15 protein-coding genes are annotated in these 17,190 nt (G+C 70.9%); 6 read left to right on the top strand and 9 right to left on the bottom strand.

Features of this window, described 5'->3' with window-relative positions; translation table 11 throughout:
- The first annotated feature begins 155 nt into the window (after positions 1-155).
- Together FRCN3DRAFT_RS0223680 and FRCN3DRAFT_RS0223675 are read left to right on the top strand one after the other, a co-directional pair.
- The gene (locus tag FRCN3DRAFT_RS0223680; protein WP_007513216.1) at positions 156-536 is read left to right on the top strand and encodes a YciI family protein; all 381 of its coding nucleotides are present in this window, start codon (positions 156-158) and stop codon (positions 534-536) included.
- On the top strand, positions 518-1,621 hold the full coding sequence (locus tag FRCN3DRAFT_RS0223675; RefSeq protein WP_007513214.1) for an RNA polymerase sigma factor: 1,104 nt from the start codon (positions 518-520) through the stop codon (positions 1,619-1,621). The genes FRCN3DRAFT_RS0223680 and FRCN3DRAFT_RS0223675 overlap by 19 nt, the downstream gene beginning before the upstream one ends.
- A gap of 65 nt (positions 1,622-1,686) precedes the next feature.
- Here the strand turns inward: FRCN3DRAFT_RS0223675 and FRCN3DRAFT_RS49770 are convergent, their stop codons facing one another.
- The 4 genes from FRCN3DRAFT_RS49770 to FRCN3DRAFT_RS0223655 all read right to left on the bottom strand — a co-directional run bounded on the left by FRCN3DRAFT_RS49770 (position 1,687) and on the right by FRCN3DRAFT_RS0223655 (position 6,258).
- The gene (locus FRCN3DRAFT_RS49770; RefSeq protein ID WP_051466353.1) at positions 1,687-3,399 is read right to left on the bottom strand and encodes an Ig-like domain-containing protein; all 1,713 of its coding nucleotides are present in this window, start codon (positions 3,397-3,399) and stop codon (positions 1,687-1,689) included.
- Between the two features lie 261 nt (positions 3,400-3,660).
- Entirely contained in the window at positions 3,661-4,683 is a 1,023-nt protein-coding gene (locus tag FRCN3DRAFT_RS0223665) for an FAD-dependent oxidoreductase (RefSeq protein WP_007513210.1), read from the bottom strand.
- On the bottom strand, positions 4,676-5,194 hold the full coding sequence (locus FRCN3DRAFT_RS0223660; protein ID WP_007513209.1) for an isoprenylcysteine carboxyl methyltransferase family protein: 519 nt from the start codon (positions 5,192-5,194) through the stop codon (positions 4,676-4,678). Before FRCN3DRAFT_RS0223660 ends, FRCN3DRAFT_RS0223665 begins: the two co-directional genes overlap by 8 nt.
- Positions 5,191-6,258 (bottom strand): type III polyketide synthase, encoded by a 1,068-nt coding sequence (locus tag FRCN3DRAFT_RS0223655; protein WP_007513207.1) that lies wholly within the window; start codon positions 6,256-6,258, stop codon positions 5,191-5,193. The genes FRCN3DRAFT_RS0223660 and FRCN3DRAFT_RS0223655 overlap by 4 nt, the downstream gene beginning before the upstream one ends.
- Before the next feature lie 244 nt (positions 6,259-6,502).
- On the opposite strand from FRCN3DRAFT_RS0223655, the gene FRCN3DRAFT_RS0223650 reads away from it, so the two are divergent.
- Positions 6,503-7,393: a hypothetical protein gene (locus FRCN3DRAFT_RS0223650; RefSeq protein ID WP_007513205.1), complete on the top strand. Its 891-nt coding sequence runs from the start codon at positions 6,503-6,505 to the stop codon at positions 7,391-7,393.
- Between the two features lie 93 nt (positions 7,394-7,486).
- Here the strand turns inward: FRCN3DRAFT_RS0223650 and FRCN3DRAFT_RS51745 are convergent, their stop codons facing one another.
- The 3 genes from FRCN3DRAFT_RS51745 to FRCN3DRAFT_RS0223635 form a co-directional block, all read right to left on the bottom strand.
- Positions 7,487-8,227 carry a class I SAM-dependent methyltransferase gene (locus FRCN3DRAFT_RS51745; protein WP_083401745.1) on the bottom strand — a complete coding sequence of 247 codons (741 nt, stop codon included), beginning with the start codon at positions 8,225-8,227 and terminating at the stop codon, positions 7,487-7,489.
- A complete protein-coding gene (locus FRCN3DRAFT_RS45870) occupies positions 8,119-9,048 on the bottom strand; it encodes a phosphotransferase family protein (RefSeq protein WP_007513201.1) in 930 nt (309 codons plus the stop codon). Before FRCN3DRAFT_RS45870 ends, FRCN3DRAFT_RS51745 begins: the two co-directional genes overlap by 109 nt.
- A gap of 95 nt (positions 9,049-9,143) precedes the next feature.
- A complete protein-coding gene (locus tag FRCN3DRAFT_RS0223635) occupies positions 9,144-9,899 on the bottom strand; it encodes a hypothetical protein (RefSeq protein WP_007513199.1) in 756 nt (251 codons plus the stop codon).
- A 267-nt stretch (positions 9,900-10,166) separates the two neighbouring features.
- Between FRCN3DRAFT_RS0223635 and FRCN3DRAFT_RS0223630 the strand changes: the two genes are divergently transcribed.
- A complete protein-coding gene (locus tag FRCN3DRAFT_RS0223630; protein WP_157845248.1) occupies positions 10,167-11,564 on the top strand; it encodes a hypothetical protein in 1,398 nt (465 codons plus the stop codon).
- A 147-nt stretch (positions 11,565-11,711) separates the two neighbouring features.
- The gene (locus tag FRCN3DRAFT_RS0223625; protein ID WP_007513195.1) at positions 11,712-13,388 is read left to right on the top strand and encodes a class I adenylate-forming enzyme family protein; all 1,677 of its coding nucleotides are present in this window, start codon (positions 11,712-11,714) and stop codon (positions 13,386-13,388) included.
- 14 nt (positions 13,389-13,402) lie between these two features.
- Here the strand turns inward: FRCN3DRAFT_RS0223625 and FRCN3DRAFT_RS0223620 are convergent, their stop codons facing one another.
- On the bottom strand, positions 13,403-14,641 hold the full coding sequence (locus FRCN3DRAFT_RS0223620) for an amidohydrolase family protein (protein ID WP_007513193.1): 1,239 nt from the start codon (positions 14,639-14,641) through the stop codon (positions 13,403-13,405).
- 376 nt (positions 14,642-15,017) lie between these two features.
- Here FRCN3DRAFT_RS0223620 and FRCN3DRAFT_RS0223615 point away from each other — a divergent pair, with 376 nt between their 5' ends.
- Positions 15,018-15,809, top strand: a complete 792-nt coding sequence (locus tag FRCN3DRAFT_RS0223615) for an SDR family oxidoreductase (RefSeq protein WP_007513191.1) — start codon at positions 15,018-15,020, stop codon at positions 15,807-15,809.
- Here the strand turns inward: FRCN3DRAFT_RS0223615 and FRCN3DRAFT_RS0223610 are convergent.
- Positions 15,785-16,780 carry an aromatic ring-hydroxylating oxygenase subunit alpha gene (locus tag FRCN3DRAFT_RS0223610; RefSeq protein WP_007513189.1) on the bottom strand — a complete coding sequence of 332 codons (996 nt, stop codon included), beginning with the start codon at positions 16,778-16,780 and terminating at the stop codon, positions 15,785-15,787. The two genes, FRCN3DRAFT_RS0223615 and FRCN3DRAFT_RS0223610, sit on opposite strands and share 25 nt — an antisense overlap.
- Positions 16,781-17,190: the final 410 nt, after the last annotated feature.

The raw sequence follows: 17,190 nt of genomic DNA, 5'->3' as shown, positions 1-17,190 counted from the left end.
GGCACCGACCCCACACCCCAGGTGTCCGTCGCAGAAGGTCAGGCTCAGCGCCGGGCGTAGGCGACCGGGTCATCTTCCGTTCGTGACCTGTCGATTTGGTCCTGCCTCACTCGTCACTGCAGTGTCAGCGTCGAACCGATCCGAGAGGACGTCTCATGCGCTACACGATTTTGCTGCACTACCCGGAGATGATGGCGACGGGCGAGCTCGACGAGGCCGCTGTTCAGGACGGTCAGGCCGCCTTCCAGAAGTACGCCGCCGACCTCGACGCGGCGGGCTTTCTGATCTCCGCCGAGGTGCTCGGTGACTCGTCGGCGACCACGACAGTGCGCAGCGTCGACGGTGAGCTCCGCATTCAGGACGGCCCGTTCGCCGACACCAAGGAACAGCTCGCCGGCACGTTCGTGATCGACGTCGCCGACCTGGACGCGGCCCTGGAGTGGGCGAAGCGGGCGCCCTCGGTCGCATGGGGGCCTGTCGAGGTACGGCCGGGCATGACCCACTGGCAGGACGGCGCGTGGACGTCGATGCGGTGACCGACCTGCCCGGCAGCATCCCCGACGAGGTGCGCGCCGCCGCCGAGGGCGCGGCGCGCGCCTCGTACGGTCGGCTGCTCGCCCTGCTCGCGGCGCCGACACGTGACATCGCGCTCGCCGAGGACGCCCTCGCCGACGCCTTCGAGCAGGCACTACGCACCTGGCCGGCCTCCGGCATCCCCGACAACCCCGGAGGGTGGCTGCTCACCGTGGCCCGCAACCGTCAGCGCGACGTGTTGAAGTCGGCCGCCCACCGCATGTCGACGCCCCTTCCCTCGGCCGACGACGCCGACAGCGGCGCGGCCGTCGCGCCCGTCGCGGCCGACCCGTTCGCCGCCGTCGATCCGGACGCGATTCCCGACAAGCGACTGGAGCTCCTGTTCGCCTGCGCCCACCCCGCGATCGCGCCGGATGTGCGGACCCCGCTCATGCTGCACACCGTGCTCGGCTTCGACGCGGCCAGCATCGCCGCCGCGTTCCGGGTGCCGTCGGCGACGATGGCGCAGCGCCTGGTCCGGGCGAAGCGCCGCATCCGGGCCGCCGGCATACCGTTCGCCGTGCCGACCCGCGCGGACCTGCCCGAACGGCTCGGCTTCGTCCTCGAGGCGATCTACGGCGCCTACACGATCGACTGGGAGTCGCTCGGCTCTCCCGACGCCCGGGTCTCGCCGCACGAGTCGCTCGCGGCGGAGTCGCTCTACCTCGCCGTCACCGTCGCGGCGCTGCTCAAGGCTGAGCCCGAGGCGTGGGGGCTCGCGGCGCTCATCGCGCTCTCGTCGTCCAGGGCCCCCGCGCGCTGGTCGGGCGGCGTGTTCGTGCCCTTCGCGCAGCAGGATCCCGAGCGCTGGGACCCGGCCCTCATCCGCGAGGGCGAGGCGTACCTGCGCCGTGCCCACGCGCTCGGGTCACCCGTCGGTCGGTTCCAGATCGAGGCCGCGATCCAGTCTGTACACGCCGACCGCCGACGTACCGGCGCGACCGACCGGGAGGCCCTGCTCCGGCTCTACCGGGCGCTCGTCAACGTCGCGCCGACCCAGGGCGCCCGCGACGCACTCGCCGCCGTCGAGGGCAACGCCGCCTTGTAGGGCGGCCCCGCGGGGCGGCGTGAGCGGCCGTGGTCGACCCGCGCGACAGGTCCGTTTCCGCTAGGTCAGGTGCAGGCCACGTTGTACGGACCGCTGCTGGCGTTCGTGACGACGTTGGAACACGAGACAGTGTTGTGGGTGTCGTTGGGCTTGTTGATGTTGACGCCGTAACCGGGCCCGCGAACGTCCAGGGTGTTGCCGGTGATCAGGTTTCCGGTTCCCCAGCCGTCGACCACGACGTGCGTCTGGATTCCGTCCAGCGGGCTGTTCACGCCGGAGTTCTTCTCGATCCGCCAGCCGTTGCCCTTCAGATCGATCCACGAGTCCGCGTAGTTGGCCCCGGTGATCGCCGACCCGTCGAAGCTGTTACCGGCGACGACGCCGCCCGTGGTCCCTTCCTTGATGTCGACGCCCTCGGCGGTGAAGCCGCTCAGGGTGTTGCCGATGACCTGGTTGCGGTCGGAGTTGTCGGGACGGCCGCCGGTGATCTGCTTCCAGTTCGATTCGGCGGTGCCGACGTAGATCGCTTCGCCGAAGCCCTCGTTGGCGCGTCCGGTGCCGTTGACGGTGACTCCCGCCACGAGGTTGTCACTGGAGAAGTTACGTAGGTGAACTGCCTCGTTGCCGATCTGTGAGACCGCCAGCTGATGAATCACGGCGTGGTTGGTCTGGTCGACCATCAGACCCTTTTGCCCGTTGCGGATGGAGAACCCTTCGAGCCGCCAGTAGTTCGCGCCGTCCAGGTGGAACACGTAGCCGTTCTTGACGTTTCCGCCGTCGAGGACCGCGCCCCGCGAGCCGCGCACCGTGACCGGGGCCGCGGCGGAGCCGGGCCGGTCGCCGACGAAGTTTCCCTTGTAGACGCCGTCGGCGAGCTGGATCAGGTCGCCGGGCTTGGCGGCCGCCAGCGCGGCGGTCAGCTCGCCGCTGGTGGACACGTTGACGGTGCGAAGCGGTTTTGGCGCGGGTGGGACCGAGGCCACCGCGGCCGGCGGGGCCGCGACGGTCGGTGCCCGGCTGGGAACCGTCCCGCCGCTGCCCGCGCCGACCCTGAAGTTCGCCTCGATCACGTCGGGGTCGCCAGAGCCGCTGGAGCTGTCGGAGCCGCCCGCGCCGCCCGCGCCACCGGTGGGCTCGGCGCTCGCGGAGGCCGCGTCGTCGTCCAACCGCACCCGGGCGGACAGCACATGATCACCATCCGAGAGCTGGTCCAGGCGCACGGTGAACGGCGCGTCCCGGTCGCTCTGCACGGTGTCGCCGTCGAGCGAGAACCGCACCCGGTCGATCCCGTCCAACGAGGCCGTGCCGGCAACGAGGGACACCTCGACGCCGGCGGCCACGGCCATGCCGTCCAGGGGCCGGTCGCCCACCACCAGGGTCCACTTGCCGGTCGGCTTCGGGATCGTGGTCGCGCCGGGCTGCGTCGACGCGCCGGGCACCGAGCCGGCGGTGGTGACAGCAGGGTCGTCGTTCCCGCCGCCACTGACGAGCACCACGGCCAGGAGCACGACGACCAGCAGCACGGCGACCGCCGCCCCGATCTTGCGGGGACGGCTGTCGAGCAGCCCGGCGAGTCGGGCTCCGAGACCGCGCCATCCACCGGCGCCACCCGGGCGGCGCCCCCCGCTGGCCGGGTCGGTCGCCGGGCCGGAGTGGTCGCCCGTCGCGGGGTCGGTCGCCACCGCCTCCGTCACCTCGGCGCGGGTGGCCAGGATCGTGTCCGACGCGGAGGGCGCCAGCTGCCGGCCGGTCGCTGCGGTCGCGGCGGTCCGACGCACGATGGGTGTCGTTGGCGGGTCGGACCCGCGGCGCGGATCTGACCCGAGGTTCCCGGATGCGCGATCGTCGGGCGAGGAAAACGCCATGTGCGATGTACTCCCGGGAAACACGAGCGGGTACGCCGGACACCGGGGGTGCGCCCTCGAGGTCCAGCGCCACGGCTGGGAAAGCCAGCCGGCGCCGCCCCCCGGTGGCAGCTCGGAGCCGGTCCTCAGCGTAGCCGCAGGCCAGCGCGCCCTGCCCATTCCCCTGGTGTGACGTCAGCGGGCGAGCTGGTCCACGGCGAAGGTGAACAGTCTCGGGGCGCGCGCGGCGGCCGGCACTATGCACCGCGCCAGTGCCGGGCGGCTTCGGGTCCACAGCAGACCCGAGGTCAGCCACCTCGACCGCCGCGACGTGGCGGCCCACGCGCGTTCGTAGTCGCCGGGCCGGTCGGCGCGCAGGCATCGCACGAGTTCGGCCGCCGCGGCCAGCGCCAGCGCCAGGCCCTCGCCGGTCAGCGCGTCGATGTAGCCGGCGGCGTCGCCGACCAGCAGCACTCGGCCCGCTACCCGGCCGGAGGCCCGCTGCCGCAACGGCCCGGCGCCCCGGACGTCGGAGACGGGTCGCGCGTCGGCCAACCGGGCGGACAGTTCCGGGAAGGCGGTGAGCTGGTCGGCGAAGCCGCCCCGGACCGAGGAGAGCACCGCGACGCCGATGGTGTCCGTCGAGACGGGGGTGACGTAGGCCTCCGAATGCCGGGCCCAGGTCACCTCGACCGAGTCGCTGAACGGCCGCATGGCGAAGTGGCGGCGCAGCCCCCACCGCGGTGTCCCCGTCCGGCCGTTCGCGGTCAGCCCCACCATGGTGCGGATGGGGGAGTGCAGGCCGTCGGCGGCGACGAGGTACCGGGCGCGCAGCGCACCGGCCCGTACGTGGTCGGTGCGCTGGTCGATCTCGGTGACGGGAGTCGGCAGCACCGGGATGCCGTGCTGGTCGACGGCGGCGCGCAGCGCGTCGTGCAGGGCGGTGCGCCGGACCCCGCGGCCCAACCCGCCGCGGAACGCGGCGTGGGCGACCGTGGAGCCCTGTCGGTAGGTGATGCCGCCGATCACATGCCCCGGGGGGTCGACGCCGAGCGCGGCGAGTGCGCGCACCGCGCCAGGCATCAGCCCCTCCCCGCACGCCTTGTCGATGACCCCGCGGCGCCTCTCGCACACCACGACGTCCAGGCCCGCCCGCGCGCAGCCCAACGCCACCGCGAGCCCCGCCGGTCCGCCGCCGGCGACCACGACGTCATGCATGGGCCGACCGCAGCGCGTCGTCCTCGGCCCGGATCCGGATGGTCAGCAGCCAGGCGTTGAGCACCGTGAAGACCGCGGCGGTGATCCACGCGCTGTGCACCAGGGGCAGGGCGAATCCCTCGACGACGACCGCGACGTAGTTCGGGTGGGCGAACAGCCGGTACGGGCCCTGGGTGACCCGGGGCAGTCCCGGCACGACCACGATGCGGGTGTTCCACTGATGCCCGAGCGTGTGAATGCACCACCACCGCAGTGCCTGCGCGGCGAGCACCAGCGCCAGCATCGGCCAGCCGAGCGCGGGCAGGAAGTCACCCCCGCGCAGCCACACCTCCACCAGGCAGCCGGCCAACAGGCCGGTGTGGAGCACGACCATGAACGGGTAGTGCGAGAACCCGGTCTCGCGGCCGCCGCGCGACAGGCTCCACGCCAGATTGCGCTTGGCGACGATGAGCTCCGCCACCCGCTCGAGCGCGACGAGCCCGACCAGGACCGTGTACCAGACCTCGCTCACCACCGCAGCAGCACCAGCTCGGCGCAGAACCCGGGGCCCATCGCCATCAGCACGCCCCAGTCGCCGGGACTGGCCGGCCGTTCGTCGAGGGTGTCCGCGAACACGTGCAGCACCGAGGCCGAGGACAGGTTGCCGATCCGGTTCAGCGAACGCCACGTCATCGCCAGGTCGTCCTCGTCGAGGCCCAGCACCAGCTGGATGGCCTCGATGACCTTCGGGCCGCCGGGGTGACAGATCCAGCGCGCGATGTCGCCGACCACGAGCCCGTGCCGCGACAGGAGCTGCTTGACGTCATCGGCCAGGTACGTCTGGACCAGGTCTGGCACCTCCGCGCCGAGGACGATCTTCAGGCCGGTGCTGCCGATGTCCCAGCCCATGGCGCGATCGGAGTCCGGGTACAGGTGGCTGACCGTGTCGACCACCCGTGGACCGCCGGACGCGCGTGGATGGTCCGCGCCGAGGGCCACCACCGCGGCGGCGCCGTCGCCGAACAGCCCTGACGCGATCATGTTGGCCATGGTCGGGTCCTGGCGCTGCACGGTCAGCGAGCACAGCTCGACCGACACCAGCACCGCGACGGAGGTGGGCCAGCCGCGCAGGAAGTCATGCAGCCGCGCCACTCCCGCGGCGCCCGCCAGGCACCCCAGACCGAACATCGGCATCCGCTTGACGTCGGGCCGCAGCCCGATCCTGGCGGCGACGTGCGCGTCGAGGGAAGGCACCGCGATCCCGGTGACGGTCGTCGACATCACCAGGTCCACGTCGGCTGGTTCGAGGCCGGCGTCGGCGAGCGCGCCGAGCACGGCCTCGCAACCGAGGTCCACCGCCACCGACAGGAACGCGTCGTTGGCCGCGGTGAACCCGTCCAGTTCGGCGTACCGCTCGATCGGCAGGGCCAGATGGCGGGTGGCGACCCGGGCGCTGCTGTGCAGCCGGCTCAGCACGGCGCGCGATGCCGAGTCGGGCAGGCAGAGCTGGGCGAACAACTCGGTGAGCCGTGCCTGCGGATATCGGTGTGGCGGAAGGGCCCCGCGTACCGACGCAATGGTCGTCGCTCTGTTCACCGCATGGCCTCCGCCTACGCTCGGCAGATGACCGGCCTGCCCGCGGCACCGCCGAGGCGCTCGCCGATCCGTGGTCGTTCCGGTGCCTGCCACTCGACGTCGAGCCTTACCGTGACCACTGTAACGGCGGTGGTCGCCGCTGGAGGCGTGCTCGACGCATGGACCACCTGGCCGTGGCGTAGCCGGAGGGGTGCCGCCAGTGTCGCCGGCACCCCTCCGGAGCACTCGACAGTAGGGTCACGCCGTGGTGATCGAACGTGTCGCATGGCCGAACCTCGACGAGGCGCTCAAGGACGCGATCGCCGCCCAGTGCGGCCCGGTCCAGCACGTCACACCCGTCGGCCCAGGCTTCAACTCCCAGCTCGCGATCGTCGTTCACGCCGAGAGAGGCAGCCGCGTCTTCATCAAAGGGTTGCGCACCGACCACGCGCGTGCGCGGACCCAGCGGATTGAGGCGACGATCAACCCATACGTGCACGCCGTCGCACCTCGCCTGTTGTGGACGCTGAGCGCCGCCGGATGGGATCTGCTCGGCTTCGAGTGCGTCACCGGCAGGCTGGCCGACTACGCTCCCGGTTCCCCCGATCTCCCGATCGTCCTGGAATGCCTGCGGCTGCTCCAGGCCATCCCCGCACCTGGCCTGCCGCTCAAACGCGCCGAACACCGCTGGCGCAACTACGTGGACGATCCCGCCGACCTCGACCACTTCGCCGGCAACCACCTCCTGCACACCGACTTCAACCCCGACAACATCCTCATCGCCGACCGCGCCTATTTCGTCGATTGGGCATGGCCCACGCGCGGCGCAGGCTGGATCGACCCCGCCCTCTGGGCGCTCTGGCTCATCGCCGCCGGCCACACCCCTGATCAAGCCGAAAATTACGCCGCGCACACGCCATCCTGGGCGAGGGCGCCCGCGTGCGCGATCACGACATTCGTCAGGGCAAACCATCGGCTATGGTCGGAAATCGCCGCCGACCACCCAGACGCGTGGACCGTTGATGTCGTCGATGCAGCGAAGCGTTGGGACCGCTACCGCAGTGCCAAATATGGCGAAGTCCAGCCGGAGTGTCCGTCGGGTCCAGCCCTCTCTGCGAACTGGCCAGCTGGAACCGGGGCAACTCATGGCGCATAGGTCGCGCAGAGTAGCATTTTAAGTATTGCCAGCGCCGGATGCCTACCGCCGGCCCGTGCCGATACCGGCACGAGAGTCGGAGTTTTCTCGGCTCTATGGGTCGAGGCGCCGGGCCGTCGCAATGACTGTGTCCGGTCCGCGCGGTTCATCGACGATCGTGACGTCGATCTTGTGGAACTCGGCAGCCGCCAGCAGGCATCGCCATTCCCGCGCCGTGTGCTCATAGCGGATCACGGGCACGGTGATACCGCCGTCGAGCGCCAAGGTTTCCCGGCGCGGCCCCGTCCCGTCGCCGACGGTTCCCGAGACCGCCAGCAGCCCGCCCGGCGCGAGCTTCGCGCCCACCAGGTCCAGCAGAGATTCCGCCGGGTAGAAGCTGAAAGCGCCGAAGCACGAATAGCAGACGTCGAACCCTGCGCAGCCGGACAGATATCGTGCCGCATCCACGCAGTGGAAGGCTGGTTTCGGCCAGCGTGCCCGTGCCCGCCGGATCTGGCCTGCGGCCAGGTCGATACCGACGCCACCTGCGCCACGTTCGACGAGGTACGCCAGGTTGTCACCGGTGCCGCAGCCGAGTTCGAGGACCCGACGACCCTGGACGTCACCCAGAAGGCTTGCGCCCGGGTCCGTGGTGCTGTCCCGGGTCCAGCGGAATGCGTGCTTGGAGGGTCTGTCGCCGAGTCCGCGCGTCCCGATCCGGACCCGGGCGTGGGTTTCCCAGGCCGCTACGTTGACCGCGAGGGCATCCGCAGCCCGAAACAGGTCGCTGCCTCCGCCAGATGCCGCCGGATCACCCCGGCCACGAAGTCGTCCTGTGAAGGGTCGTTGATCCATGTTGTTGCCTGTTCGAGATACCAGGCGATGATCCACAGGCGGTGCCAGCCCATCGCCCACGCCTCGGCCGGCAACCCGCCGCGCGGCATCGCCGCCTCGGCCGCTCCTCCGGCGCGTACGTAGTCGTCCATGAACGTGCGCAGCGCGTCGAGGTCCGCCGGGCCGGTCGTCCCCTGCCAGGACACGAGATCCAGCAGACCCGGACCGATGAACGCCCGCGCCCAGTCCAGCAGCCGCCAGCCGTCCGGCCCGATGTGCAGGCTGGTCGGATGAAACTCCGAGTGACACAGCCCGAACGGCGGAACCTCCGCCCCCCGCGCCCGCTCCTGCGCGACCGCGCCCAGTTCGCCGAGAATTACGTCGAGATCCGTCGTGTCGACCCACCGGTCCCGTGATCGCAGCGCGGTCAGGCTCTCCAGAGCGCGGTCTGGCAGCGCGGCGAGCGCAGCGCCATCCAGCACCGGTAGCCAGCTCGGCGCAGGCGCCGCATGGGTCACCACGGCTGCTGCGGCTCCATCGGCATCGGTGGCGGCCCTGACCGAGTCGCCGAGATCTTCCATCAGCATCCCGAGTTCGCCATCCCGGCGAACGCTCGCCAACAGGTACGGCACCGGCATGCCTAGGGCGTTGAGGTAGTCCAGTACGTCGGACTCACCCGCGAAGGGCTCCCGCGCGTACTTGAAGATCGTATGACCGCCGCCCGGCAGGCTCACCCGCTCCACCCCGGACAACACCCACACCCGGATGGGCGACCGAACCGTCCGACCCTCCGCGCCGAACTCCGCCAGCACCGCAGCCAGCAGCGACCCCGACTCGTCCATAGACCGGTCCGTCCTTCCGTCCTCTGTACCCGTCACGCCAGTCCGACCGGCGATGCGACCCGTGCGCCACCATCGCCGGTCGGACCCAGAGACCGTCAGTCCGCCGCGCCCGCCGGCAGCGCCAGAATCGAACCGATCCACTCCGCCTTGAACGCCGCAAGATCCGACCGGAACCGCTCCAGGTCCGCGCCGTACGGCAGCACCGCACCGCCGGACATGTTCGGCGACGACTGGCAGGCATGCACCAGCCTGCCCCCGAGCGCCGCATGCGCCCGGACCGCATCACGGCGCCGGTACTCGTTGAAGAACCCGCCGTGGTACAGGTCGTCGATCCGCTCGCCCTCCGCCTCATCCAGGTCGAAGACGACGCGCGCCGTTGCAGGGAAGAACCAGCACGGCCCGATGTCCGTGATCTCCCCCGACAGCTCCACCCGGTTCAGCGCCGCCAGCGTCGCCGACTCCCGCAGAATCCGAAGGTCCGCCTCCGTCACCTCCGACAGATCCGGGTCAGACAGCCGCTCACGGTCGAACAGGTAGCCGTATACCTGCTCCGCGGTTCGCAGTACCTCCGCCGGGTCCGACGTCCGCCGCCCGTACCCCAGCACCAGCCCGAGCGCCTGCTGTTCCACAGCCTGCGTCGCCGACTCCGCCGAGCCCAGCAGACGAGCGATCACCACGTCCCAGTCCACGAGCAGCCACACCGGGTTCTTGCTGCGGCGGTAGAAGTAGGCATCCGAGTCGATGGTCACTCGCGTTCCGTCCACCTCGATTCCCGGAATCCGATTCCACGTCGGTGTGAACGGCTCCCGCGTCTCCACTGTGATCTGACGCTGGCTCGGACTGTCCGTCATGGCGGTCCCTCCTGTCTCTGGCGCCGCCAGCCCGCGAACCTCGCATGTGAGGACTCAGCTGTGCGGAGTGTCGATGGTGAGTCGCCCTGTCGCGAATCGCCACAGCCATGACACAATCCGCACAGCTCGCGGACACAGAGCGCAACTCCCAAGTGCGGCCCGCACGCACCGGCCAGTGCGTGCGCCGCCCAGACATCAGAAGGCCGGGGACGATACGTGGCCTCTCACCCGCCGCCTGACGGGGCACTCGCCGAGTTCTCCGCGCTCATGCAACAGCTCGTCGCCGACCACGCCACGAGTTACACCGGCCTCAGCCGCCGCATCACCTACAGTCGTCAGCAGATTTCCCGCGCCGCCAACGGCCAGGAGGTGCCATCCGAAGGCCTCGCCCGAGCGCTGGACGATGCCCTCAGCGCGGATCACCGCCTCATCGCGTTGCGCGGGCGGGCGGATCGCGAGAGGCACGCGCGTAGGCTTGGGATCAATCTGGCAGCCTCTACCCAGACCTCGGACGAGCAGGAGGAGGCCGGGTCAACGGACAGGCGCGCGTTCGTCCCTATCGACCCGGTCAGCGACGCTTTGCATGAGGAGAAGACGACGGACCGACGCGAGTTCGTTGCCCTGCCCGCACTTTCCGCACTGGTATCCGGGCAGCACCCGTCCACCGACCTCTCACCGTCTACAGTTTCGATGCCCGACGACGCAGACAACGCGCTTCACGCTCTGTCGCGTGCTGACGATGCTGCGCCCTCCGAAGTCATCGATCTCCTGTGGTCGGGCGTGCGCCGTCTCGCTCATGCCTACGGTGATCAGCTCACCTTCCTGGTGGATGATCTGGTCATCGCCCGTAAGGCAGCGTTCCGGCTCCTCGACGGCGCCACCACTCCAACCAAGAGCCGGGACCTCTATTTCCTCGCAGGCATCGTCTGCGCGATGCTCGCCCACACCGCCCGCGACCGAGGCCAGCCCGACACCGCGTTGTCCTACCAGCGCAGCGCGCTCCTCTGCGCCGAAAGATCCGGCCACAGCGGACTACGCATCTTTGCCCGCACTGAGCAGGCCGCTACCGCCTACTGGACAGGGCACCACACCGAGTCGGCCCGCCTCGCCCGGATGGCGACCGACGAAGCGCGTTCTGTCCGAGGCTCCCTGTCAGTCCTACCAGCCGTCCAAGAGGCACGTGCCTGGGCCGCTGCCGGACGAGCTGACCTCGCGACCGACGCCATCACCAGGGCCGCCGATCTCCGCGACAGCGTGACCCTGGACGACCTTGACGACATCGGCGGAATCCTCGCTCTCCCGCTACCCGAACAGCTCGGCATCGTCGCCGGAACGGCAGCATGGCTCCCCAGCGCTCCCGACGCCGAACGCGCGGCCCGCCAAGCCATCCACGCGTTCCAGACAGCCGCACCCCACGAGCGCTCGTACAACTCCGAAGCAATCGCGCACGCCGACCTGGCACTTGCGTGCGTACGCCTCGACTCCCTGGACGCAGCGGCGAGTGCCGTCGCGCCGATCCTCGATGTTCCGCCCACACGCCGCGTACATCAGATCCAAGCCAGCGTTGCCCGGGTCGCACATGCGCTGGCTGACGCACGCTTCCAGCACTCCACCACAGCCCGCGACACCGTCGCCGCCATCCACTCGTTCAGGAAGGCCGGATAGAGGGTCGTCCGTCACTGACTCGCCCTCGTCGACGGCGTGGGCGGTCGACGACGTGGGCAAAGGATGCCCCACCACCGCCGCGTCGTATATATCTAGATGTTATTGGGGCCTACTGGCTGGCGTCGCGGCAATGCGGAGGTCGATGTCATGATCGCCACGACGATCGAGGCTGGTGACGACCTGCCGCTGACCGTCCCGGCGCTGCTGCGGGAGCGGTGCTCCCAGCACGGCGAGCGGGTGCTGCTCTCCTGCGACGACGAGGCACTGACGTACGCGGACGCCGACCGGCGGTCACGCGCGCTCGCCCGCGGCCTGCTGGCGCTGGGGGCGGGCAACGGGACGCACATCGGGCTGCTGCATCCGAACGGCGGCGAGTTCGTCGTGGCGTGGCTGGCCGCCGCGCGGATCGGCGCCGTGACCGTTCCGCTGAGCACGTTCTCGACGAGCGCGGAGCTGCGCACGCTGCTGCGGGGCGCGGACGTCGGGATCCTGCTCGCGGCGCGCTCGTTTCGCTCCCACGACTACGCGGCCACGCTGCGGTCGGCCCTCGGCGAGCCCGGCCTGGGCGCCGGGCCGCCGCTGCTGGTGGGGTCCGTGCCGAGACTGCGGCACGTCTTCTTCGCCGCGGGCGGTACCGGCCGGCCCGAGCCTGAGGCCCCCGAGACCCCCGAGGCCCCCGACGGCGGCGTCGGGGCGGCCTGGTCCGTCGCGGCGCTCGAGCGGCGAGGTGCCGAGGTGGGTGACGAGCTGCTCGCGGCGGCCGAGGAGTCCGTCCACCCGAGCGACCGTCTCGTGATCGTGCACACGTCGGGGTCGACCAGCGCTCCGAAGGGTGTGATCCACACACACGGGGCGCTGATCCGGCACCAGGCGAACCTGAACGAGATCCGCCGCTACACCCCGGACGAGGTGCTGTTCTCCAACTCGCCGTTCTTCTGGGTCGGCGGCTTCGCCTACGCGCTGCTCGGGACGCTGGTGGCCGGCGGCCGGCTCGTGTGCTCGAACGCGCAGGCGGCGGCCGGTGTGCTCGACGTGCTCGAACGCGAGCGCCCGACGATGGTCAACGGCTACGCCCAGTCAGTGGCGGGCCTGCCCGCCGACCCGACGTTCCCCGGGCGCGACCTGTCGTCGATCCGGCGCGGCAACCTGTACTCGATCATGCCGGCGGAGGTCCGGCCCGCCGACCCCGGGCTGCGCCACCAGATGCTCGGGATGACCGAGGCGGGCAGCGTGTGCCTGGTCAGCGAGGACGAGGGCGACCAGCCCGAGCACCGGCGCGGCTCGTTCGGCCGCCCGGCGCCGGGCCTGGAGGCGCGGGTGGTCGGTGAGGACGGGACCGTTCTGGGGCCGAGCCTGGTGGGGGAGCTGTGGCTGCGGGGTCCGTTCCTGATGGAGGGCTACTACGGGCGTGAGCGTCACGAGGTGTTCGACGCGGACGGCTGGTACCACTCCGGCGACCTCTTCGCCGTCGACGCGGACGGCTTCTTCTACTTCCAGGGCCGGCGCGGTGATCTGATCAAGACCGGGGGCGCGAACGTGTCGCCGAGCGAGGTCGAGGCCGCGATCCGGGAGGTCGCCGGGCTGACGGCGCACGTCGTCGGCCTCGAGGACGCCGCGCGGGGGCAGATCGTCGCGGCCGCGGTCCGGGTGCCGCCCGGACGGCACGTCGACGCCGACGAGCTGCGCCGGGGGCTCGCCGAGCGCCTGTCCGCCTACAAGGTTCCGCGCCGGGTCGTTCTGCTCGCCGACGACGAGGTGCCGACGATGTCCAGCGGGAAGATCGACATGCCCGCGCTCAAGGAGCTGCTGCGTGCCGCCGGATGACCGGGCACCGGAGGTCAGCCGTGGCTGGCCGCCGGGGTGGGGCGTGGGACGCCGAGTAGTTCGGCCAGGTTCGTCGACATGATCCGTTCGATGTCGGCGGCCGGGCGGCCGGCGATCCGGGTGGCGAAGGACAGCGGCTCGGCGAGGCCCTCCGCGTGCGGGAAGTCGGAGCCGAAACAGACCCGGTCGCTGCCCATCAGGTCGATCAGGCCGTCGAGGGAGTCCTCCCAGAACGGGTTGATCCACACGTTGCGGCGCAGCAGCTCCAGCGGGTGGGTCGGGAACTCCTTCGGCATCTTCTTGTAGGTCAGTGCGAGGTTCCTCGTCAGTACGTCGACCCAACTGCCGCCGTTCTCGACGCTGATCAGGCGCACGTCGGGAAACCGGTCGAGCATGCCGTGGCAGATCGCCGAGGCGAGGGTGTCCTGGATGGAGCGCCCGCCGTCGGCGACGTAGGCGAACGTCTTGGGCTTGAAGGCGACGAACTCGCCGCCGCGGCCCTCCCAGGTGTTCAGGTAGTCCTGGTAGCCGCTGTCGGAGGCGTGCAGCGCGACGACCACGCCGGCCTCCTGGACGCGGGCCCAGAACGGGTCGAACTCCGCCAGGAACGGCGACCGCGGGCCCCGTGATCCGGTCACCGGGGCCGGGCGCATGAGCACGACGCGTGCCCCGCGGCCCAGGACGGTCTCCAGCTCGCGGATGCCCACCTGGGCGGTCGTCGGGGTGATCACCGGGGCGGTGAAGATCCGGCCGGCGTAGTCGTACTTCCACTCGTCGTACAGCCACTCGTTGAACGCGTGGATGGCGACGTCGGTGAGGTCCGGGTCGTCGCGCAGCCGCTCCTCGATGAGGCTGGCCAGCGTCGGAAACATCAGGCAGGCGTGAATGCCCTGCTCATCCATCAGCTCCAGGCGCGCCGCCGGCTCGCGGAACGCCGGGATGGAACGCATCGGCTTGCCGGTGAGCTCCCGCAGCGACTTGCCCTCCGGGTTGTCGCTGGCGTAGAACGCCATGTGCGCGCCCGGCCGCGCCACCACCTCGAACGTCGGGTTCGGGATGTACTCGGTCAGCAGGCTGCGCACGACCAGTTTCTTGCGCCCGCTCAGCTCCACGAACCGGAACAGGTCCCGGTGCGCCGCCGGCAGGTGCCGCGTCAGCGCGTCCTCGGTCTCGTACAGGTGGTTGTCCGCGTCGAACACCGGGAAACCGAGATCCGGCCGTCCCGCCGCCGCGGAGTCGACAACACTCGTCATGATCCGAAACACCTCCGCCGCCGACGTCCCGCGGGCCACCCGCGGACTCTGCCCTCGGCCTGCAATATATCTAGATTTATAGCGCTCGCGCCATGCTCGCGGCGCGCTAGCGGCCATCCCGGGAGGGCGCGCTGGGCTCCGACGTCACCGACCGTCGATACATATAGATGTCTCTGGTCGGATGCGGTAGAACAGCAGATGGGGCCGGGTACGGCCCGATAACTCCTGGTTGGAGGCATGGCGATGACCTTCTGTGGCTGGCGTGGAGAACGGGCCGAACCTGCCGGGCCGGTGGCCGTCTTATCGACGAGGGGCGGTGGCTCGCGATGACGCGGCCGGCGAAGGCCATCGTCAAGGTCATCGTCAAGGCCGTCGCGTGAAGCGCGTCGTCGTGGTCGGGGCCTCTAGCGGCCTGGGGCGCTGCATCGCGCTCGGCCTCGCGAGGCAGGGAAAGCAGGTGGCCATGCTGGCCCGCCGGCGCGACCGTCTCGAGGCTGCGGCGCGGGAAGCCGGCGACGGGGCGGTCGCGATCGCCTGCGACGTCACCGACGAGACGTCGTGCCGGGACGCGGTCGCCGAGGCGGCCGCGGCGCTCGGCGGCATCGACGCCCTCGTGTACTCCACCGGCGTCATCACGATCATGCCGCTCGAGCAGATGGACGCGGCCGCCTGGGGGAAGCTGTTCGCGACCAACGTCACCGGCGCGGCGCTGGTGACGGCGGCCGCGCTGCCGCATCTGGCCGACGCGGGCGGTTCCGCCGTCTACCTGTCGTCGATCAGCGCGTCGGGGGGCCCGCCCTGGCCGTTCGTCGGCGGCTACGCGGCGAGCAAGGCGGCGCTCGACAAGCTCGTCGAGGCCTGGCGCGTCGAGCACCCCTCCATCGGCTTCACCCGCCTCACGATCGGGGACTGCCTGGGCGGCGAGGGCGATTCCGCGACCGGCTCGCTGGTCGGCAACGACCCCGAGCACATCAGCCGGGCGGTCACCGAGTGGCAGCGGCTCGGCTACTTCACCGGGCACTTCATCGACGTCGACCACCTCGTCGAGGTCACCATCGCCGCGCTGCACTGCGGAGCGAGCAGCGCGATCCCGTCCCTCACCCTCGTCCCGCGCGCCCCCGCGACGCCTGGCGTCCACGGTGGTTACTCGCCGGGCGGGATCTCGTAGAACTGGGTGGCCCAGCGGCGGTAGGCCATGTAGGGCTTGGCGTCCTGGATGGCCATCGTCGGATGTTCGATGTAGGCCTGGTAGCGCCAGATCTCGAGGTCGTCGTCGAGGGTGGAGAGGAACTCCTTCTCCAGGCGTTCGAGGACGTCGGGCGGCGGGGTGTCGGACTCGTCGCCGGCCAGGCGCGGCCACCAGATCGAGTAGAACATGTCCGAGCAGCCGTCCTCGACCGGCGTGGTCGCGAAGATCAGGCGGTAGTTGTCCGCGCCGGCGAAGGCGCTGATCGCGCCGCCGAGTCCGAACAGGTAGCTGTGGATGCGCAGCGCCATCGCGTCCGGGTCGCTCTTGCGCCTGTCGGGCCAGCCGGTCTCGAACAGCCATCCGCTGTCGTCGTGCTCCCAGTTGAGCAGGACGGGGGTGACGGTGGCGTGGTGGACGTACTGGAAGTGCATGCTGTCGGCCGCGTTCTCGCCCGGGATCTGCGGGTGCACCGGCTCGCGTTCGGCCTTGCGGGACAGCGCCGGGTAGGGCGGGTAGTAGGCGGCGGGGTCGGTCTCGAACTGCGGGAAGATCGTGAAGATGTCGGGCATCTCCCAGCGGGGCGGCTGCCCGTTCGGGTCATGCCAGATGAAGACGCAGTCGTACTGCTCGCGCACGGGCCACACCCGCAGCTGGGCGGCGCGGTTGGGCCGGTCCTGGTAGGGGATGTAGCGGTTCCGGCCGTCCGGCCCCCAGCCCCAGCCGTGGAACGGGCACTCGATGCAGTCGCCGTTGACCTTGCCGCCGTGGCCGAGGTGCGCGCCCAGGTGCCGGCAGTGCGCCGCCAGGACGTGCAGCTCGCCGTCGTCGTCCCGGTAGGCGACGAGGTCCTCGCCGAGGTACCGCAACGGGCGCGCCTGGCCGGTGGGGAACTCGGCCGACCAGCCGATCATGAACCAGCCGGTGGGCTTCCAGGTGAACGGAACCTTCACGTGACGTCCCCTCGCTAAAAGCTTTAGATTTATCCAGCGCCCGGTCGATGTGGCGGCAAGGGCGGTGCGTGGCCGCGGCCTGCGGCCGGGCGTGCGGTCCGGATGGTCCCCGCGCCGGGGGCCAGTGCGCGGGCCGCTGGGTCGGTCTCGGTAGCCGGGACGCCGACCCGAATAATATATACATATCGACGGGCGGTGTCTGGCCAGAAGGCCCAGCCGTCCCGGTCGAATGGCAGCCGACCTCGGGAGACGTGGATGGACCTGTCGATGGACGAGGCGTCCCGGGCGGCGCGGGAGCTGGTCCTGGCGGTGCTCGCCAGGCGTCCCGGGCTGGCGGCCGCGCGGGCGGCCGAGCCGCTCGGGCACGACCGGGGGCTGTGGGCCGAGCTGTGCGCGGCCGGGCTGCCGGG

Origin of the sequence: Pseudofrankia saprophytica, assembly GCF_000235425.2 — a bacterium.
Classification (GTDB): Bacteria; Actinomycetota; Actinomycetes; order Frankiales; family Frankiaceae; genus Pseudofrankia; species Pseudofrankia saprophytica.
The sequence above is the reverse complement of the archived record's forward strand: the minus strand, read 5'-3'. Positions and strand labels throughout refer to the sequence as shown.

Bases quoted from the DNA above. Each gene is read 5' to 3' on its own strand.
- FRCN3DRAFT_RS0223680 (WP_007513216.1), top strand. From the start codon at position 156: ATGCGCTACACGATTTTGCTGCACTACCCGGAGATGATGGCGACGGGC.
- FRCN3DRAFT_RS0223665 (WP_007513210.1), bottom strand. From the start codon at position 4,683: ATGCATGACGTCGTGGTCGCCGGCGGCGGACCGGCGGGGCTCGCGGTG.
- FRCN3DRAFT_RS51745 (WP_083401745.1), bottom strand. From the start codon at position 8,227: ATGGATCAACGACCCTTCACAGGACGACTTCGTGGCCGGGGTGATCCG.
- FRCN3DRAFT_RS45870 (WP_007513201.1), bottom strand. From the start codon at position 9,048: ATGGACGAGTCGGGGTCGCTGCTGGCTGCGGTGCTGGCGGAGTTCGGC.
- FRCN3DRAFT_RS0223635 (WP_007513199.1), bottom strand. From the start codon at position 9,899: ATGACGGACAGTCCGAGCCAGCGTCAGATCACAGTGGAGACGCGGGAG.
- FRCN3DRAFT_RS0223630 (WP_157845248.1), top strand. From the start codon at position 10,167: ATGCAACAGCTCGTCGCCGACCACGCCACGAGTTACACCGGCCTCAGC.
- FRCN3DRAFT_RS0223625 (WP_007513195.1), top strand. From the start codon at position 11,712: ATGATCGCCACGACGATCGAGGCTGGTGACGACCTGCCGCTGACCGTC.
- FRCN3DRAFT_RS0223620 (WP_007513193.1), bottom strand. From the start codon at position 14,641: ATGACGAGTGTTGTCGACTCCGCGGCGGCGGGACGGCCGGATCTCGGT.